Origin of the sequence: Streptomyces sp. NPDC020379, from assembly GCF_044387105.1 — a bacterium.
In the GTDB taxonomy this organism is placed as follows: Bacteria; Actinomycetota; Actinomycetes; order Streptomycetales; family Streptomycetaceae; genus Streptomyces.
The window spans coordinates 34477-52542 of record NZ_JBIRVR010000013.1; the positions used below are offsets into that span (position 1 = coordinate 34477).

Sequence of the window (18066 nt, forward strand, 5' to 3'; positions counted from 1 at the left end):
CACAAGCAACACCCCCTGCACAGAACCAAATCGAAGAACAACGGGCAGATAAAGACAGCCATTCACTCGATAGGAGGAATTGCCTCTTCTTCGATCTTTCAGCCTTCCCTCCACCTTTACTCTCCATTACGATTCGTTTACCGAGTGTTGATACACCCCGCCATCGCAGCCGCTCCCGCCGCTGCACGCCGTGACCACGGCCGCGCCCTCCTCGCGGCCGCGCCGCCCCGACGAAGACGGGAACGCCCATGCAGCCTCAGTCGACGAATACGACGGACATGTCGAGACCGGCCGACACGTCCGGCTCCGTAAGCAGCGGAGAGCGCCATTCCGGCAAGCGCCTCTGGCGGCGGGATCTCCTCGCCTCCATGGTCGTCTTCCTGATCTCCGTCCCGCTCTCCCTGGGCATCGCCCTGGCCACCGGCGCGCCCCTCCAGGCGGGTCTGGTCGCGGCGGCGGCCGGCGGCATCGTCGCGGGCCTGCTGGGCGGTGCCCCGCTTCAGGTCAGCGGTGCCGCCACGGGGCTCGTCGTGGTGACCGCGGAGCTCGTCCAGAGGTACGGGTGGCGGACCACCTGCGCGATCACCGCTCTCGCGGGCCTGGCCCAACTGGCGCTCGGCACCGCCCGGGTGGCCCGCGCCGCGCTCGCCGTGAGCCCTGCCATCGTGCACGGGCTGCTCGCGGGCATCGGCGTCAGCATCGCGCTCGGACAGGCCCACGTGGTCCTGGGCGGCAGCCCGTACGGCTCCGCCGCGGCCAATCTCGCCGCGCTTCCCCCGGTGCTGACGGATCCGCACCCGGCGGCCCTGCTCGTCGGCGCGATCACGCTGACCGTGCTGGTCGCCTGGCCCCGGCTGCCGGGGCGGATCGGCCGTGGACTGCGCGCGGTCCCGGCCCCGGTGGCGGCGGTGACCGTGGCCACCGCCGCCGCCACCGGGCTCGTCCTGCCCCGCGTCTCGCTGCCCCGCTGGGAGCTCCAGGCCCTGCCGGCTCTTCCGGAGGGGCCGGTGCTCGGGGTGTTCGCGGCCGTCCTGACGGTCACGCTCGTCGCGAGCATGGAGTCCCTGCTGTCCGCCGTGGCCGTCGACCGGCTGCGGTCAGAGCGGCCGGACGCGCCGGCCGACCCTGCCGCGCTGGACCGGGAGCTCATCGGGCAAGGGGCGGCGAACGTGGTCTCCGGGCTGCTCGGCGGGCTGCCGATCGCCGGCGGCGCGCTGCGCGGCTCCGCGAATGTCCGGGCGGGCGCCGCCACCCGCACGTCCACGGTCCTGCAAGGCGTGTGGGTGGTGCTCTGCGCGGGGCTGCTCACCTCCGTGCTGGAGCTGATCCCCCTCGCCGCGCTCGGCGCACTGGTCATGGCCGCCGGAGTCCGGATGGTGAGCTTCGCGCACATCAAGCATGTGCGGCGGCAGCGGGATTTCCCGATGTACGTGGCCACGCTGGGGTCGGTGGTGCTGCTCGGCGTGCTGCAGGGGCTCACGATCGGGCTCGTGGTCGCCGGCTTCCTCTCCCTGCGGCGGCTCGCGCACACCCGCGTCACCGTCGAGCCCCGGGGCGACGATCATCTGGTGCTCGTCAGCGGGCAGTTGACGTTCCTGGCCGTGCCGCGGCTGACCCGGGCGCTGGCGCACGTGCCCACCGGCGCGAGCGTGGTGGTCGAGCTGGGAGGCTCCTTCATGGATCACGCGGCCTACGACGCCTTGCAGTCATGGACCGATACCCATCGCGCACACGGCGGCCGGGTCACGCTCCGGGGGCGCGGCGGTCAGACCGTCGCCGAGCCCTCCAGCGCCCATGTGTGCCGCCCGTGGACCCCCTGGCGCAACCACCACTGCACCCGTCCCGGCACGGACGCCTCCGCCCAGCATGCCGGAGGCGGGCGGCAACTGCTCGGCGGGGTCACCGCCTTCCAGCGCCACACGGCCCCCCTGGTGCGGGACGAGCTGGCCCGGCTCGCCCTCGAAGGACAGCGCCCCACCCAGCTGTTCCTCACCTGCGCCGACTCCCGGCTGGTGACGAGCATGATCACCTCCAGCGGTCCGGGCGATCTGTTCACCGTGCGCAATGTCGGCAATCTGATGCCTCCTCCCGGTTCCGACGGCACCTGCGATTCGGTCGGCGCCGCCGTGGAGTACGCGGTGGAGGTGCTGGAGGTCGGCACCATCACCGTCTGCGGGCACTCCGGATGCGGGGCGATGCAGGCCCTGCTCGACGCCGCGGACCAGGGGCCGGGCGCCCAGCAGACCTCGCTCACCCGCTGGCTGCGGCACGGCCGTCCGAGCCTGGCCCGGATGCAGCGGATCGGCCGGCTCGGCCGCGGCGAGGTGGCGCTGGCCGACCGCCCCGTGGCGGACGACGCCGAACGCCTCGCGCTCGTCAACGTGATGCAGCAGCTCGACCATCTGATGGCCCACGTGTGCGTCGCCCGGCGCGTGGCGGAAGGAATGCTTCAGCTACAGGGGATGTATTTCCACGTCGCCGAGGCGCAGGCGTATGTGCTGGACCCGCGCTCGCGCACCTTCAAGGCCGTACGACCGGAGGTCCTCGACGCCGTCTGAGGGGCGGTCGGCCGCGGAACGGCCACCCCTGTCGCCCCGGGGCCGACGTACCCCCGCCACCCCCGCATCACCCGCCTGACCTCGAACAACCCCTTCGCGCAAAGGTCTAAACCAGTTTTTCCCGACAACCCTTGTCAGAGTGCACCCCGGGCTGATGAGCTATGGCCCGGGACGCAACGGGCAGCCTGGGAAAGGGAGATGTCGTGAGCAACGAAAGCCTGGCCAACCTCTTGAAGGAGGAGCGCCGCTTCGCACCGCCTGCCGACCTGGCCGCGAACGCCAATGTCACCGCGGAGGCGTACGAGCAGGCGCGGGCTGACCGGCTGGGCTTCTGGGCCACGCAGGCCCGGCGGCTGAGCTGGGAGACCGAGCCGACCGAGGTCCTGGACTGGTCGAACCCGCCGTTCGCCAAGTGGTTCGCCGACGGCCGGCTCAACGTGGCGTACAACTGCGTGGACCGCCATGTGGAGAACGGCCTGGGCGACCGGGTCGCCATCCACTTCGAGGGCGAGCCGGGCGACACCCGCACCATCACCTACGCCGAGCTCCAGCGCGAGGTCTCCAAGGCCGCCAACGCCCTGACGGAGCTGGGTGTCCAGGCGGGCGACCGGGTCGCGATCTATCTGCCGATGATCCCCGAGGCCGTCATCTCGATGCTCGCCTGCGCCCGGATCGGCGCCCCGCACTCGCTCGTCTTCGGCGGCTTCTCCGCGGACGCCCTCGCGACCCGCATCAACGACGCCGACGCCCGCGTCGTCATCACCGCCGACGGCGGCTACCGGCGCGGCAAGCCGTCCGCGCTCAAGCCCGCCGTGGACGAGGCCCTGACCCGCCCCGGCACCGAGAACGTCCGCAGCGTCCTCGTCGTCCGGCGCACCGGCCAGGAGGACATCGCCTTCACCTCAGGCCGCGACGTGTGGTGGCACGACCTCGTCGAGCGCCAGTCGGACCAGCACACCCCGCAGGCGTTCGACGCCGAGCACCCGCTGTTCATCCTCTACACCTCCGGCACCACGGGGAAGCCCAAGGGCATCCTGCACACCACCGGCGGCTACCTCACCCAGACCTCGTACACCCACCACGCCGTCTTCGACCTCAAGCCGGAGACCGACGTCTTCTGGTGCACGGCCGACGTCGGCTGGGTCACCGGCCACTCGTACATCGTCTACGGCCCCTTGAGCAACGGCGCGACCGAAGTGCTCTACGAGGGCACGCCCGACAGCCCCCACCAGGGCCGCTGGTGGGAGATCGTCCAGAAGTACGGCGTCACGATCCTCTACACCGCGCCGACCGCGATCCGCGCCGCCATGAAGTGGGGCGACGACATCCCCGCCAAGTTCGACCTGTCCAGCCTGCGCGTCCTCGGCTCGGTCGGCGAGCCCATCAACCCCGAGGCGTGGGTCTGGTACCGCAAGCACATCGGCGCCGACCGGACCCCCGTGGTCGACACCTGGTGGCAGACCGAGACCGGCAGCATCATGATCAGCCCGCTGCCCGGCGTCACCGCCACCAAGCCCGGCTCCGCCCAGGTGCCGCTCCCCGGCATCGCGGCCACCGTCGTGGACGACGACGCCCGCGAGGTGCCCGACGGCCACGGCGGCTACCTCGTCCTGACCGAGCCCTGGCCCTCCATGCTCCGCACCATCTGGGGCGACGACCAGCGCTACCTCGACACCTACTGGTCCCGCTTCGAGCACAGGTACTTCGCGGGCGACGGCGCGAAGAAGGACGACGACGGCGATGTCTGGCTGCTCGGGCGCGTCGACGACGTGATGCTGGTCTCCGGCCACAACATCTCCACCACCGAGGTCGAGTCCGCGCTGGTCTCGCACCCCAAGGTCGCCGAGGCGGCCGTCGTCGGCGCGGCCGACCCGCAGACCACCCAGGCCATCTGCGCCTTCGTGATCCTGCGCGGCAATGTGGACGCGACCGAGGAGGGCCTGGTCGAGGAGCTCCGGGCGCACGTCGCCAAGCAACTCGGCCCGATCGCCAAGCCCAAGCGCATCCTGCCCGTCGCCGAGTTGCCCAAGACCCGCTCCGGCAAGATCATGCGCCGCCTGCTGCGCGACGTGGCCGAGAACCGCACCCTCGGGGACGTCACCACGCTCACCGACTCCTCGGTCATGGACCTGATCCAGTCCCAGCTCCCGGCCGCGAGCAGCGAGGACTGAGGCGTCACACTGCCCCAGGGCAGCGAGCGAACACTTCGTACGAGTGAGGGGCACCCGGCACCACGCCGGGTGCCCCTCACTCTTTCGGGCTAAGGTAAGTATTCGTCGCGTCAAAAACGCGACAAGAATCATGGGCGCGCCGGGAAGTCTGGTCGGCACACAGCACACGTGTATCCAGTCGACCCCCAGGAGGTCCTCCGCCGTGGCCGCGCCCAAGAACCGCCGCTCCGTCTTTCTCGGCCGGCTGCCGCTGCCAGAGCGGAATTACCTCGCCGATGCCCTGCGTACCGAGACCGTGGGTGGCGTGCTACTGCTCGTCGCCGCCGTCGCCGCGCTGATCTGGGCGAACACCCCGCTGCGGGACAGCTATCAGTCGGTCAGCTCGTTCCACTTCGGTCCGGGCTCCCTCGGCCTGAATCTTTCGGTCCAGCACTGGGCCGCCGACGGCCTGCTGGCCGTCTTCTTCTTCGTCGCGGGCATCGAGCTCAAGCGCGAGCTGGTCGCGGGCGAGCTGCGCGATCCCAAGGCCGCGGTCCTCCCGGTCGTCGCCGCGGTCTGCGGCATGGCCGCGCCCGCGCTCGTCTACTTCACCGTGGTGTCGGCCGGCGACGGCTCGACGGCGGGCTGGGCCGTGCCCACCGCGACCGACATCGCCTTCGCGCTCGCCGTACTGGCCGTCATCGGCACCTCCCTGCCGTCGGCGCTGCGGGCGTTCCTGCTGACCCTCGCCGTCGTCGACGACCTCTTCGCGATCCTGATCATCGCGGTCTTCTTCACGCAGAAGCTGAACTTCGCGGCCCTCGGCTTCGCCGTGCTGGGCCTGGCCGTCTTCTGGCTGCTGCTCCACAAGGGCGTGCGCGGGTGGTACGTCTACGTCCCCCTGGGCATCGTCAACTGGGCGCTGATGTACAACAGCGGCGTCCACGCGACGATCGCGGGCGTCGCCATGGGGCTGATGCTGCGCTGCACGCGCCGTGAGGGCGAGGCGCACTCCCCCGGTGAGCACATCGAGCACCTCGTGCGCCCCCTGTCGGCGGGGCTCGCCGTGCCGCTGTTCGCGCTGTTCTCGGCGGGCGTCGCGATCTCCGGCGGCGCGCTGTCGGACGTCTTCACCCGGCCCGAGACCCTCGGCGTCGTCCTCGGCCTGGTCGCCGGCAAGGCGATCGGCGTCTTCGGCGGCACCTGGCTGGCGGCTCGTTTCACCAAGGCGGAGCTCAATCCCGACCTCAAGTGGCCGGACGTGCTGGCCGTCGCCTCGCTGGCGGGCATCGGCTTCACGGTCTCGCTGCTGATCGGCGAACTCGCCTTCAAGGACAACCAGCTGCTGACGGACGAGATCAAGGCGTCCGTGCTGGTCGGTTCGCTGATAGCCGCGGTAGTGGCGAGCGTGCTGCTCAAGCTGCGCGACAACAAGTACAGGAAACTGTGCGCCGCGGAGGAGCTCGACGAGGACCACGACGGCATCCCCGACATCTACGAGCAGGACAACCCCGCGTACCACCTCCGGATGGCCGCGATCCTGGAGGCGAAGGCGGCCGAGCACCGCAGGCTGGCCGAAGTCGCTGCCGGGCGCACCACCGGGGACGATGGTCCGGCATGATCTGAGTGTCTTCACATCCGCTGGAGACCCGCAGACGACGAGCTGATGACGATGAGGGAGCAGCCGATGAGCGCAGCCGACGACGGCGCGGCGACCGGTGTGAACGGTGCCGACGGCGCGAACCGCAGCCTCGGCCAGCTGATGGCGACGGCCACCACGGAGCTGTCCGCACTGGTGCACGACGAGATCGCGCTGGCCAAGGCCGAGCTGCGGCAGGACGCCAAGCGCGTCGGCATCGGCGGTGGCGCGATCGCCGCGGCCGGGACGCTGGCGCTGTTCTCGCTGCCCGTTCTGAGCTTCGCCGCCGCGTACGGCATCCACAACCTCGGCATGGGGCTCGCCTGGTCGTTCCTGATCGTCGGTGGCGCTTTCCTGCTGGTCGCGGCCCTTCTCGGGCTGCTGGCGGTGAACAGGTTCAAGAAGGTCAGCAAGCCTGAGAAGACCATTGCCTCCGCGAAGCAGACGGCTGCTGTCCTCGGCACCGTCAAGCCGCACCCACACCCGCTGGTCGACACGGGCCGCGCCGACGCATCTGTGACACGCTCGGCCGTATGACGGTGCCCGATACCTCCGCAGCGCCCGCGTCTCCCGACCCCGAGCCCACCCCCTCCGCCGGGCCTCCGGCGGCGCGGACGGGCCCGGCCCTGGTGGTCTCCGGGGCGTCGGTCGTACGTCCCGAGGGTCCCTGGACCCACCGGGATGTGGCGGCGAACGGCGCGCGGTTCCACATCGCCGAGATGGGCGAAGGGCCCCTGGTGCTGCTGCTGCACGGCTTCCCGCAGTTCTGGTGGACGTGGCGGCACCAGTTGCAGGCGCTCGCCGATGCCGGTTTCCGGGCGGTCGCGATGGACCTGCGCGGGGTGGGCGGCAGCGACCGCACGCCGCGCGGCTACGACCCGGCGAACCTCGCGCTCGACATCACCGGCGTGATCCGCTCGCTCGGGGAGCCGGACGCCGCGCTGGTGGGGCACGATCTGGGCGGCTATCTGGCGTGGACGGCGGCCGTGATGCGGCCGAAGCTGGTCCGCAGGCTCGCGGTCTCCTCGATGCCGCACCCCCGCCGCTGGCGTTCGGCGATGCTCTCCGACGTCAAGCAGAGCGCGGCCGGTTCGTACGTCTGGGGCTTCCAGCAGCCGTGGCTGCCGGAGCGGCGGCTGGTCGCGGACGACGCGGCACTGGTGGGACGGCTGGTGCGGGAGTGGTCGGGCCCCCGGCTGCCGGACGACGACGCTGTCGACACCTACCGGCGGGCCATGACGATCCCCTCCACGGCGCACTGCTCGATCGAGCCGTACCGCTGGATGGTGCGGTCGATGGCCCGCCCGGACGGTCTCCAGTTCAACCGCCGGATGAAGCGTCCGGTGCGGGTGCCGACGCTGCACCTGCACGGTTCCCTCGATCCGGTGATGCGTACGCGCAGCGCCGCGGGCTCCGGGGAGTACGTCGAGGCACCGTACCGCTGGCGGCTCTTCGACGGGCTCGGGCACTTCCCGCACGAGGAGGACCCGGCGGCGTTCTCCACGGAACTGGTCAACTGGCTCAAGGACCCCGAACCGGACCGCTGACCTCCGCAGCGGACCCGCGCCGCAGCCGCGGATCCCACCCGGCACGGGCCGCCGGAGCACCGCCACGCACATGGGAACGGCCGTTCCCCCGAACGGCCAATTGCCCGGCGCATAGGCCAATTGAGCGACCCCTGGGCGATTACCGACCTTTGGCCCCGGGCACAGAGCTCTGTATGGGCTGGACGCACGACTACCGTGACGCGACACAGGAGCGGGGCGCCGAGGGCGACTCCGCGGTGGCTGTGAGCGAGGTGACCGACAGGGCGCCGAGGGCGGAGCACCGGCCGGTGGCCGGACCGGATCCGCTCATCGGCATCCCGCGCATCATCCGCCGTCGCGCCCGGTGGGTGTCGGCGCGGCTGCGCCACCACCCGCGCGGCCGCTGAAGCGCCTCTCCCGCGCCCAGGTGATCCCCGGGCGCGAAAGGGCGCGAAGGGCCCTCAGGAGCCCGCACGGGCCCGTGCGCGGGCTCACAGGGCGCAGCTCTGGGTGTTCACCCGCTCGACCGCCTTACGGCCGCTGAGGACGTCAGGACGCACCTCGTCGGCCGTGAGGGCGTAGCCGGTGTCGGCGTCGTCGAGGGACTTGGCGAAGACCACGCCGTAGACCCGGCCGTCCGGGGTGAGCAAGGGGCCGCCGGAGTTGCCCTGGCGCACCGTGGTGTAGAGCGAGTAGACGTCACGGCGGACGTTGCCGCGGTGGTAGATGTCCGGGCCGTTGGCCTGGACCCGGCTGCGGACGCGGGCGGCGCGCACGTCGTACGAGCCGTTCTCGGGGAAGCCGACGACGATGGCGCTCCTGCCCGTCTCGGCGTCGTTCTCGGCGAACCGCAGGGCGGGCGCCTCCAACTGGGGCACGTCCAGGACGGCGATGTCGCGCTTCCAGTCGTAGAGGACGACCTTCGCCTCGTACTGCCGGCCCTGCCCGCCGACCTGGACGGTCGGCTCGTCCACGCCGCCGACGACGTGGGCATTGGTCATCACCCGGTGCCGGTCGAAGACGAACCCGGAGCCCTCAAGGACCTTGCCGCAGCTGGGGGCCGTGCCGACGACCTTGACGACGCTGCGCTGGGCGGAGGTGGCGACGGGGCTCTCGGCGAGCTGGGGGTCGGGCGCGGGCACCGAGGTGATGGGCTCGGTGGAGAAGGGCGCGAAGACCTGCGGGAAGCCGTTCTGCGCGAGGGCCGAGCTGAAGTCCGCGAACCAGGTGTTGGCCTGCGAGGGGACGACCCGGGCGACGCCGAGCAGCACCTTGGAGTTGCGCACCTCCTTGCCGAGCGTCGGCAGGGAGGTGCCGGCGAGGGCGGAGCCGATCAGCCACGCGACCAGCAGCATCGCCAGGACGTTGACGAGCGCGCCCCCGGTGGCGTCCAGCGCGCGGGCCGGGGACCAGGTGATGTGGCGGCGGAGCTTGTTGCCGAGGTGGGTCGTGGCGGCCTGGCCGATCGAGGCGCAGACGATGACGATGACGACAGCCGCGATGGCGGCGGCCGTGCCCGGGGTGGCGTCGTCCGTGGCGCTGCCCCAGATGACCGGCAGGACGTACACGGCGACCAGACCGCCGCCGAGGAAGCCGATCACGGACAGCACACCGACGACGAAGCCCTGGCGGTAGCCGACGACGGCGAACCACACGGCAGCGATCAGCAGCACGACATCCAGCACGTTCACCGGGAAATGCCTCGCAATGATGTTGTCGGTGGGTTCGGCGGCCCCGCGCCCGGGGGTGGGGCCGAGGTCACCGTCTCATGCCTGTCAGGCGTGCCGGTCCAGAGGTACCTGGCGGGCACGGTCCCAGGGGCGCTCCCAGCCGGAGTAGTGCAGGATCCGGTCGATCACCCCTGCGGTGAACCCCCATACGAGCGCTCCCTGGACCCGGAAGGCGGGCCCTATGTGGCCGCTGGGGTGCTTGGCCATCGCGCGGTTCACCGGGTCGGCCAGGTCGGCCACCGGCACCGCGAAGACCCGCGCGGTCTCCGCCTCGTCGACCGGCCCGACAGGGCTGGGCGCGCGCCACCAGCCGAGCACAGGGGTCACCACGAAATCGCTCACCGGGATGTAGAGCCGGGGCAGCACGCCGAAGACCTGCACTCCGGACGGGTCGAGCCCGGTCTCCTCCTCGGCCTCCCGCAGCGCGGCGCGGACCGGCCCGCCCTCGGCCGGGTCGCCGTCCTCCGGATCGAGCGCGCCGCCGGGGAACGACGGCTGCCCCGCGTGCGAGCGCAGCGTCCCCGCGCGCTCCAGGAGCAGCAGCTCCGGCCCCTTGGGGCCGTCGCCGAAGAGGACGAGCACGGCGGACTGCCTGCCGCCCGTGTCCGGCGGCAGGAAGCGGCTGAGCTGGTGCGGCTCGATGGTCTCCGAGGCGCGCGCCACCGGCTCGAGCCACTCGGGCAGCCCCTCGGCGGTGACGGCGGCTCCCCGGCCGTACGTGCTGGTCATGCGCTTCCCCTCGTGCGTGCGCTCATCGGCTCACTCCGTGCGTGCCCTCGGCACGCTCACTCGGCGCCCAGCGGACTGGCGGGCAGGCCCGGGTAGTCCGGCGGGGGCTTCAGCCGCTGGCCCGGCAGTCCGCCCTTCTCGTACTTCAGCAGCTTCCTGGCCTTCTCCGGGTCCGTCTCGCCCTCGCCGTACGACGGGCACAGCGGGGCGATCGGGCAGGCTCCGCAGGCCGGCTTGCGGGAGTGGCAGATGCGCCGCCCGTGGAAGACGACCCGGTGCGAGAGCATCGTCCACTCGCTCTTGGGGAAGAGGGCGCAGACGACGGCCTCGACCTTCTCGGGGTCCGTCTCGTCGGTCCACTTCCAGCGGCGGACGAGCCGGCCGAAGTGGGTGTCCACGGTGATGCCGGGCACCCCGAAGGCATTGCCCAGCACGACATTGGCGGTCTTCCGGCCGACGCCGGGCAGCGACACCAGATCCTCCAGCCGCCCCGGCACCTCACCGTCGAACCGGTCGCGCAGCGCCACCGAGAGCCCTATGAGGGACTTGGCCTTGGCCCGGAAGAAACCGGTCGGCCGGATCCGCTGCTCCAGCGCCTCGGGGTCGGCCGCGGCCATGTCCTCCGGCGTCGGATAGGCCGCGAAGAGCGCCGGGGTGGTCTGGTTGACCCTCAGGTCCGTGGTCTGCGCGGAGAGGACCGTGGCGACCAGCAGCTCGAAGGGATTCTCGAAGTCGAGCTCCGGGTGGGCGTACGGATAGACGTCGGCGAGCTCGCGGTTGATGCGGCGCGCGCGGCGGACGAGCGCGGTCCGGGACTCCGGCTCGGCGCGCTTCACCGGGGTGACGCTTTTTGTCACCGGGGCGACGTTTTTTGCAGGTGCGGCGGCGGCCTTCACCGTTCTGGCGGCGCGCTTCGCGGGCTTCTCACCACCTGACGGCGCGCCCGGCGTTTTGTTCTGCCTCGCGGCATTCGCCTGCTGTGCGGACGAACGTTCGCCCACAGCGGAATCGCGGCTCCCGGTCACCCTCCCGGCCCCCTTGCCCTGTGCTCTCACCGGCGTATTGGACACCCGGCCAGACTAGAGCCCAGCACTGACATCCGGCCCGTGCGCAGGAAAACCGCAGCCCAATCGGACCCCTGCCGTAGGGCTTCGGTCGACGATGCGCGACACTTGTGTTTGATCACACAGTTTTACCGACGGGCATCATGGGGACCACGGTCCTCTGTGCATGTCGACAAGGAGAGAACTCGTGGACGACGTTCTGCGGCGCGCCCCGCTTTTCGCGGCGCTCGATGACGAGCAGGCCGCTGAGCTGCGCGCCTCCATGGGCGAGGCCACCCTCGCGAGGGGCGACGCCCTGTTCCACGAAGGGGACCCCGGCGACCGCCTCTACGTGGTGACCGAGGGCAAGGTGAAGCTGCACCGCACCTCGCCCGACGGCCGCGAGAACATGCTCGCCGTCCTCGGTCCGGGTGAGCTCATCGGAGAGCTGTCGCTCTTCGACCCGGGGCCGCGCACCGCCACCGCCACCGCCCTCACCGAGGTCAAGCTGCTCGGCCTCGGCCACGGCGACCTCCAGCCCTGGCTCAACGCCCGCCCGGAGGTGGCCACGGCCCTGCTGCGCGCCGTCGCGCGCCGCCTGCGCCGCACCAACGACTCGATGTCGGACCTCGTCTTCTCCGACGTCCCCGGCCGTGTCGCCAAGGCGCTCCTGGACCTGTCCCGCCGGTTCGGCGTGCAGTCCGAGGAGGGCATCCACGTGGTGCACGACCTCACCCAGGAGGAGCTGGCCCAGCTGGTCGGCGCCTCCCGCGAGACGGTCAACAAGGCGCTCGCGGACTTCGCGGGCCGCGGCTGGCTCCGCCTGGAGGCCCGCGCGGTGATCCTCCTCGACGTGGAGCGGCTCGCCAAGCGGTCCCGCTGACGCGAAGGGGCGCACGCCCCCTGGCGCGTCCCTGAGGGGCCGCGCCCGCAGACGCGCCGAAGGCCCCCGCCACACGGCGGGGGCCTTCGGCGTGCGCCCACGCTTCACGAGCGCCCGTCAGATCAGTCCGTGCTCCCCCAGATAGTCCAGCTGCGCCCGTACGGAGAGCTCCGCCGCCGGCCACAGCGAGCGGTCGACGTCGGCGTAGACCGTGGCGACCACGTCCTCCGGCGTCCGGCAGCCGTTCTCGACGGCCGTCTCGACCTGGGCGAGCCGCTTCGCCCGGTGCACCAGATAGAAGTCGATGACGCCCTGGGCGTCGTCCAGCACCGGGCCGTGGCCGGGCAGCACCGTCTCCACGCCCTCCTCGACGGTCAGCGCGCGCAGCCTGCGCAGGGAGTCGAGGTAATCGCCGAGCCGCCCGTCCGGATGCGCGACGATCGTGGTGCCGCGGCCGAGGACCGTGTCTCCGGTGAGGAGCGCGCGGTCCGCCGGGAGGTGGAAGGCGAGCGAGTCCGCGGTGTGGCCCGGCGCCGGGACGACGTGCAGTTCGAGACCGCCGGTGGTGATCACATCGCCCACCCCGAGCCCCTCACCGCCCAGCCGCAGCGCCGGGTCCAGCGCCCGCACGCGCGTGCCCGTCAGCTCCGCGAAACGGCCCGCGCCGTCCGCGTGGTCGGGGTGGCCGTGCGTGAGCAGCGTCAGGGCGACGCGCTTGCCCGCCGCCTCGGCCGTGGCGACGACCGCGGCGAGGTGGGCCTCGTCCAGCGGACCGGGGTCGACCACGACCGCGAGGTCGGAGCCGGGCTCGGCGAGGATCCAGGTGTTGGTGCCGTCCAGCGTCATCACGGAGGGGTTGTCCGCGAGCACACAGGTCGCGCGGGCGGTCGCGGGGCCGCCGATGGCGCCGCCGCGCGGCCTGCCGGGAAGGTCGGCTGTCGTGGTCATGAGTCGGCTCCCAAAGCTCGCGGGGTTCCCGTGGGGGCACCGGACTCCGGCGGTCCCGGAGGGATGTGCTTGGTGAATTCCTCGTGCCCCGGCCAGCTCAGCACGATCTCCCCGGCGACGAGCCGGGCTCGCGCCAGAACAGGGGTGAGATCCCGCTCACCCGCCGCCGCCAGCACCTCCCGCACGCTGCCGTACGGGCGCAGCGCGCGCAGGGTGGCGATGGTGGGCGGCATCATCAGCAGCTCGCCCCGGTCGTAGCCGTCCGCCGCCGCGCCCGGGCGGATCCACTGGGTGCGGTCGGCCTCGGTGGAGGCATTGCGGGTGCGCTGTCCCTCGGGGAGCGCGGCCACGAAGAACCAGGTGTCGTAGCGGCGCGGTTCGAACTCCGGGGTGATCCAGTGCGCCCAGCCCCCGAGGAGGTCGCTGCGCAGCACCAGGCCGCGCCGGTCGAGGAAGTCGGCGAAGGACAGCTCACGGCTCACCAGGGCGGCGCGGTCGGCCTCCCAGTCGGCGCCGGTGGTGTCCGCGACGACCGTGTCGGGCGCCGGGCCCGCCAGCAGCACGCCCGCCTCCTCGAAGGTCTCCCGCACGGCCGCGCAGACGATGGCCTGGGCTCCGGTGGCGTCCACGCCGAGGCAACGTGCCCACTCCGCGCGCGACGGCCCGGCCCAGGGCACCTCACGCTCGTCACGCGGGTCGACGGAGCCGCCCGGATACGCGTACGCGCCTCCGGCGAAGGCCATGGAGGCGCGTCTGCGCAGCATGTGGACGGCGGGGCCGTCGGCTCCGTCACGGAGCAGCAGGACGGTCGCGGCGCGCCGGGGCGCGACGGGCCGGAGCTCGCCGCGGGCCAGCGCTCTGATCCGGTCCGGCCACTCCGGCGGGTACCACTGGCCGTTCGAAGTCGACATGGCCGGATGCTATGCGCTCATGCGCGGATGTTCGAGGGGTGGCCGGGCCGGTGCGCATCCCGCGCAGCGGCCCGTACGCGACCCTCGGGGTCAGTCCCCGACCTCCACCAGGATCTCGACCTCCACCGGGGCGTCCAGCGGCAGAACCGCCACGCCCACGGCCGAGCGGGCGTGCACGCCCTTCTCCCCCAGCACCTCGCCCAGGAGCTCGCTGGCGCCGTTGAGGACGCCCGGCTGGCCGGTGAAGTCCGGTGCGGAGGCGACGAAGCCCACGACCTTCACCACTCGGACGATCTTGTCGAGGTCGCCGACGACCGACTTCACCGCGGCGAGGGCGTTGAGCGCGCAGACCGCCGCCAGCTCCTTCGCCTGCTCGGCACTGACCTCGGCGCCGACCTTGCCGGTCAGCGGGATCGAGCCCTTGACCATCGGCAGCTGGCCGGCGGTGTGGACGTACGCGCCGGAGCGCACGGCCGGCTGATAGGCGGCCAGCGGCGGCACCACGTCGGGCAGCGTCAGACCCAGCTCGGCGAGCCTGGCCTCGACGGCACTCACGCCTTCTCCCGCTTGAGGTAGGCCACGAGCTGCTCGGGGTTGTTCGGGCCCGGGACGACCTGGACGAGCTCCCAGCCGTCCTCGCCCCAGGTGTCCAGGATCTGCTTGGTGGCGTGCACGAGGAGCGGCACGGTCGCGTATTCCCACTTCGTCATGGGCCCGACTGTAATGCCTGGCACCGACAGCCTCGTGCGTAGCCCGCGCGACGGTCTCGCGTCACCGGCTCAACGAGCGAGCACCGGGCCGGTGGTGGCCTCACGGAGTGCACGCTCCCCCATGGCGTGACGGGCCTCACCGTTCGAACCAGGCCATGTCGCCATCTGACGCCACACGGCCGTTGCGAAGGAATTAGGCTCCGAATCATGAGCAGGCTCCATGTCGTCAGCGGCAAGGGCGGAACCGGCAAGACCACGGTCGCCGCGGCACTCGCGCTTGCCCTCGCCGCCGAGGGCAAGCGGACCCTTCTGGTCGAAGTGGAGGGGCGGCAGGGCATCGCGCAGCTCTTCGAGACCGAGGCGTTGCCGTACGAGGAACGGAAGATCGCGGTGGCCCCCGGCGGGGGCGGCGAGGTCCACGCGCTCGCCATCGACGCCGAGCGGGCCCTCCTCGACTACCTCCAGATGTTCTACAAACTCGGCAGCGCCGGGCGGGCGCTCAAGAAGCTCGGCGCGATCGACTTCGCGACGACCATCGCACCGGGCCTGCGGGACGTCCTGCTGACCGGCAAGGCGTGCGAAGCGGTGCGCCGCAAGGACCGCGCGGGCCGTTACGTCTACGACCACGTGATCATGGACGCCCCGCCGACCGGCCGCATCACGCGCTTCCTCAACGTCAACGACGAGGTGGCGGGGCTGGCCCGGATCGGCCCGATCCACAATCAGGCGCAGGCCGTGATGCGCGTCCTCAAGTCCCCCGAGACGGCCGTGCACTTCGTGACGCTCCTGGAGGAGATGCCGGTCCAGGAGACGGTGGACGGCATCACCGAACTCCGCGCCGCGCAGCTGCCGGTGGGCAGCGTCGTCATCAACATGGTGCGCCCGGAGATCCTGGACGAGACCGCGGTGGAGGTCGCGGCGAACGGCCGCAGGGCCGACGTCGCCCGCACGCTGTCGCACGCCCTGGAGCGCACCGGTTTCGGCGGTGCACGCCACGCCGGCCTGGCCGAGCAGTTGGTCGACCCCCTGGTGGCACAGGCGCGCGAGCACACCGAGCGGCTCGCCCTGGAGCACCAGGGCCGTACGGAGATATCGGGCCTCCGCCTGCCCACCTACGAACTGGAACTGCTCGGCGACGGCGTCGACCTGGCGGGCCTCTACCGCATGGCGCGCGAACTGCGGAAGCAAGGAGTCTCCGAGTGAGCCTGGACGCGGCGTCCGTGCTGGACGTGGATCCTGTCCTCGACAACCCCCGCACCCGCATCGTGGTGTGCTGCGGCTCCGGTGGCGTCGGCAAGACGACGACCGCGGCGGCACTGGGCGTACGGGCCGCCGAGCGCGGCCGGAAGGTCGTCGTCCTCACCATCGACCCGGCCCGCAGGCTCGCGCAGTCCATGGGCATCGAGGAGCTCGACAACGTGCCGCGCCGGGTGCACGGAATCGACACTTCCGCGGGCGGCGAGCTGCACGCCATGATGCTCGACATGAAGCGGACCTTCGACGAGATAGTCGAAGCGCACGCCGACGGTGAGCGCGCCCGCGCCATCCTGGAGAACCCCTTCTACCAGTCCCTGTCGGCCGGTTTCGCGGGCACGCAGGAGTACATGGCCATGGAGAAGCTCGGCCAGCTCCGCGCGCGGGACGAGTGGGACCTGATCGTCGTGGACACCCCGCCGAGCCGCTCCGCACTGGACTTCCTGGACGCTCCCGGCCGCCTGGGGTCCTTCCTGGACGGGAAGTTCATCAAGGTGCTGATGGCCCCGGCGAAGATCGGCGGCCGCGCCGGGATGAAGTTCCTGGGCGTCGGCATGTCGGTGATGAGCGGCCCGCTCAACAAGCTGATGGGGGCGCAGCTCCTGCGAGACGTGCAGACGTTCGTGGCCGCCATGGACACGATGTTCGGCGGCTTCCGCACGCGCGCAGACGCGACCTACCGGCTGCTCCAGGCGCCGGGTACGGCCTTCCTGGTCGTCGCGGCCCCGGAGCGGGACGCACTGCGGGAGGCGGCGTATTTCATCGAGCGCCTGGCCGCCGAGCGGATGCCGCTGGCGGGGCTCGTCCTCAACCGCGTGCACGGCAGCGAGGCCGCCCGGCTTCCCGCGGACCGGGCGCTCGCCGCGGCGGAAGCGCTGCTCGACGGCTCGCTCGGCGCACCCGGTGAAGTCTTGGCGACGACCGCGATGGAAACATCGGAAAATCTTGATTGCGGCGGCATTGTGGATCGTGACAGCGGGCAAGCTGCCTCACGTACCGTTGATGCGCCGGGCGCCGACGCTCCCACGGCCCCGTCCACTCCCGAGAGCGGCCTCCCCCAGCCCGCCCCCTCAGGAAGCTCAGCGGCACAGGACTTCACCGCACAGGATTCCACCGCACGGCTCACCGCCGGTCTGCTGAGGCTGCATGCCGAGCGGATGCAGGTGCTCGCGCGCGAGCGCCGCACACGTGACCGCTTCACCGCGCTCCACCCCGAGGTCGCGGTGGCGGAAGTCGCCGCCCTGCCGGGTGATGTGCACGACCTGGCGGGCCTGCGCGCGATCGGCGAGCGACTCGCCTGCCAGACCGCGGGGGACACGACAGGACCGCACACGACCGCGTCGGACACAACTGCGGGGAGCGCACGGGAGGAACGCACGGAGGCGACCGGCTGAGTGCCGCGCCTTGCCCGCCGGGACAAAAGAGGATCGAAACTCCGACCGACGTGCCGAGGCCCCCGACTGACGGCGCCGTGGGTAATGCCGTCGGTGTCGGGGGGCTGACGCTCGGCGCCCTCAGCGGCTAGCCGACTGCCGCGTACGCGTCGTAGTCCTCGTCGCTCAGCGGCAGGATTCCCGCACCCCGCTCGTATTCCGTACGAGCGGTCTCCAGGAGCCTGCGCCACGAGGTGACGGTCGGCCGGCGCCTGAGCAGCGCACGCCGCTCCCGCTCGGTCATTCCGCCCCACACCCCGAACTCGACGCGGTTGTCCAGCGCGTCGGCCAGGCACTCGGTGCGCACCGGGCACCCGGTGCAGACCGCCTTGGCCCGGTTCTGTGCTGCGCCCTGAACGAATAGTTCATCCGGATCGGTAGTGCGGCAGGCTGCCTGCGCACTCCAGTCGGTTACCCAGCCCATGCTGGCGCCGTCCTCTCCCGAATTGAGGCTCCCCCACGGCGGCAGCGGCATATTCACCGTTGCCAGTTGAGGACGTTACGGAAGGCGGGCAGGGGACAACACCCCCTTCGGGCCCAATCTTGGATGGC

Annotated in this window: 17 protein-coding genes; 9 read left to right on the top strand and 8 right to left on the bottom strand. The window is 71.8% G+C overall.

What is annotated here, in order from left to right:
- Window positions 1–248: 248 nt before the first annotated feature.
- The 6 genes from ACH427_RS18415 (at window position 249) to ACH427_RS18440 (ending at window position 8280) form a co-directional block, all read left to right on the top strand.
- The gene (locus ACH427_RS18415; RefSeq protein WP_398870538.1) at window positions 249–2558 is read left to right on the top strand and encodes a SulP family inorganic anion transporter; all 2310 of its coding nucleotides are present in this window, start codon (window positions 249–251) and stop codon (window positions 2556–2558) included.
- 203 nt (window positions 2559–2761) lie between these two features.
- Window positions 2762–4729 carry an acetate--CoA ligase gene (acs, locus tag ACH427_RS18420; RefSeq protein ID WP_398870539.1) on the top strand — a complete coding sequence of 656 codons (1968 nt, stop codon included), beginning with the start codon at window positions 2762–2764 and terminating at the stop codon, window positions 4727–4729.
- A gap of 202 nt (window positions 4730–4931) precedes the next feature.
- Window positions 4932–6329, top strand: coding sequence for a Na+/H+ antiporter NhaA (gene nhaA, locus ACH427_RS18425; protein ID WP_398870540.1), 1398 nt, complete (start codon window positions 4932–4934; stop codon window positions 6327–6329).
- Between the two features lie 66 nt (window positions 6330–6395).
- Window positions 6396–6884, top strand: coding sequence for a phage holin family protein (locus ACH427_RS18430; protein WP_398870541.1), 489 nt, complete (start codon window positions 6396–6398; stop codon window positions 6882–6884).
- Window positions 6881–7894, top strand: coding sequence for an alpha/beta fold hydrolase (locus ACH427_RS18435; RefSeq protein WP_398870542.1), 1014 nt, complete (start codon window positions 6881–6883; stop codon window positions 7892–7894). Before ACH427_RS18430 ends, ACH427_RS18435 begins: the two co-directional genes overlap by 4 nt.
- Window positions 7895–8067: 173 nt before the next feature.
- On the top strand, window positions 8068–8280 hold the full coding sequence (locus ACH427_RS18440) for a hypothetical protein (protein ID WP_398870543.1): 213 nt from the start codon (window positions 8068–8070) through the stop codon (window positions 8278–8280).
- Window positions 8281–8364: 84 nt separating this feature from the next.
- Here ACH427_RS18440 and ACH427_RS18445 read toward each other — a convergent pair whose 3' ends face one another.
- The 3 genes from ACH427_RS18445 to nth form a co-directional block, all read right to left on the bottom strand.
- Complete coding sequence (locus ACH427_RS18445) at window positions 8365–9564, bottom strand: MarP family serine protease (protein WP_398870544.1); 1200 nt, start codon at window positions 9562–9564, stop codon at window positions 8365–8367.
- Window positions 9565–9648: 84 nt separating this feature from the next.
- A complete protein-coding gene (locus ACH427_RS18450) occupies window positions 9649–10332 on the bottom strand; it encodes an NUDIX hydrolase (protein WP_398870546.1) in 684 nt (227 codons plus the stop codon).
- 56 nt (window positions 10333–10388) lie between these two features.
- Window positions 10389–11333, bottom strand: a complete 945-nt coding sequence (nth, locus tag ACH427_RS18455; protein ID WP_398870547.1) for an endonuclease III — start codon at window positions 11331–11333, stop codon at window positions 10389–10391.
- A 250-nt stretch (window positions 11334–11583) separates the two neighbouring features.
- On the opposite strand from nth, the gene ACH427_RS18460 reads away from it, so the two are divergent.
- Window positions 11584–12258 carry a Crp/Fnr family transcriptional regulator gene (locus tag ACH427_RS18460; RefSeq protein ID WP_030367278.1) on the top strand — a complete coding sequence of 225 codons (675 nt, stop codon included), beginning with the start codon at window positions 11584–11586 and terminating at the stop codon, window positions 12256–12258.
- A gap of 117 nt (window positions 12259–12375) precedes the next feature.
- On the opposite strand, the gene ACH427_RS18465 is transcribed toward ACH427_RS18460, so the two are convergent.
- From ACH427_RS18465 to ACH427_RS18480, 4 genes are all read right to left on the bottom strand, one after another.
- Window positions 12376–13206, bottom strand: coding sequence for an MBL fold metallo-hydrolase (locus ACH427_RS18465; protein ID WP_398870548.1), 831 nt, complete (start codon window positions 13204–13206; stop codon window positions 12376–12378).
- Window positions 13203–14117 (bottom strand): NUDIX hydrolase, encoded by a 915-nt coding sequence (locus tag ACH427_RS18470; RefSeq protein WP_398870549.1) that lies wholly within the window; start codon window positions 14115–14117, stop codon window positions 13203–13205. The genes ACH427_RS18465 and ACH427_RS18470 overlap by 4 nt, the downstream gene beginning before the upstream one ends.
- A gap of 90 nt (window positions 14118–14207) precedes the next feature.
- Window positions 14208–14672 (bottom strand): RidA family protein, encoded by a 465-nt coding sequence (locus ACH427_RS18475; RefSeq protein WP_398870550.1) that lies wholly within the window; start codon window positions 14670–14672, stop codon window positions 14208–14210.
- Window positions 14669–14827 carry a DUF4177 domain-containing protein gene (locus ACH427_RS18480; RefSeq protein WP_003967454.1) on the bottom strand — a complete coding sequence of 53 codons (159 nt, stop codon included), beginning with the start codon at window positions 14825–14827 and terminating at the stop codon, window positions 14669–14671. Before ACH427_RS18480 ends, ACH427_RS18475 begins: the two co-directional genes overlap by 4 nt.
- Window positions 14828–15034: 207 nt before the next feature.
- On the opposite strand from ACH427_RS18480, the gene ACH427_RS18485 reads away from it, so the two are divergent.
- Complete coding sequence (locus tag ACH427_RS18485; RefSeq protein WP_398870551.1) at window positions 15035–16030, top strand: ArsA family ATPase; 996 nt, start codon at window positions 15035–15037, stop codon at window positions 16028–16030.
- Window positions 16027–17475: an ArsA family ATPase gene (locus tag ACH427_RS18490; protein WP_398870552.1), complete on the top strand. Its 1449-nt coding sequence runs from the start codon at window positions 16027–16029 to the stop codon at window positions 17473–17475. Before ACH427_RS18485 ends, ACH427_RS18490 begins: the two co-directional genes overlap by 4 nt.
- Before the next feature lie 127 nt (window positions 17476–17602).
- Here ACH427_RS18490 and ACH427_RS18495 read toward each other — a convergent pair whose 3' ends face one another.
- Window positions 17603–17938 (bottom strand): WhiB family transcriptional regulator, encoded by a 336-nt coding sequence (locus tag ACH427_RS18495; RefSeq protein ID WP_361525423.1) that lies wholly within the window; start codon window positions 17936–17938, stop codon window positions 17603–17605.
- Between the last annotated feature and the right edge of the window lie 128 nt (window positions 17939–18066).

Coding starts and splice junctions, on each gene's coding strand:
- ACH427_RS18415 (WP_398870538.1), top strand. CDS start 249: ATGCAGCCTCAGTCGACGAATACGACGGACATGTCGAGACCGGCCGAC.
- ACH427_RS18430 (WP_398870541.1), top strand. CDS start 6,396: ATGAGCGCAGCCGACGACGGCGCGGCGACCGGTGTGAACGGTGCCGAC.
- ACH427_RS18435 (WP_398870542.1), top strand. CDS start 6,881: ATGACGGTGCCCGATACCTCCGCAGCGCCCGCGTCTCCCGACCCCGAG.
- ACH427_RS18440 (WP_398870543.1), top strand. CDS start 8,068: ATGGGCTGGACGCACGACTACCGTGACGCGACACAGGAGCGGGGCGCC.
- ACH427_RS18450 (WP_398870546.1), bottom strand. CDS start 10,332: ATGACCAGCACGTACGGCCGGGGAGCCGCCGTCACCGCCGAGGGGCTG.
- ACH427_RS18465 (WP_398870548.1), bottom strand. CDS start 13,206: ATGACCACGACAGCCGACCTTCCCGGCAGGCCGCGCGGCGGCGCCATC.
- ACH427_RS18470 (WP_398870549.1), bottom strand. CDS start 14,117: ATGTCGACTTCGAACGGCCAGTGGTACCCGCCGGAGTGGCCGGACCGG.
- ACH427_RS18480 (WP_003967454.1), bottom strand. CDS start 14,827: ATGACGAAGTGGGAATACGCGACCGTGCCGCTCCTCGTGCACGCCACC.
- ACH427_RS18485 (WP_398870551.1), top strand. CDS start 15,035: ATGAGCAGGCTCCATGTCGTCAGCGGCAAGGGCGGAACCGGCAAGACC.
- ACH427_RS18495 (WP_361525423.1), bottom strand. CDS start 17,938: ATGGGCTGGGTAACCGACTGGAGTGCGCAGGCAGCCTGCCGCACTACC.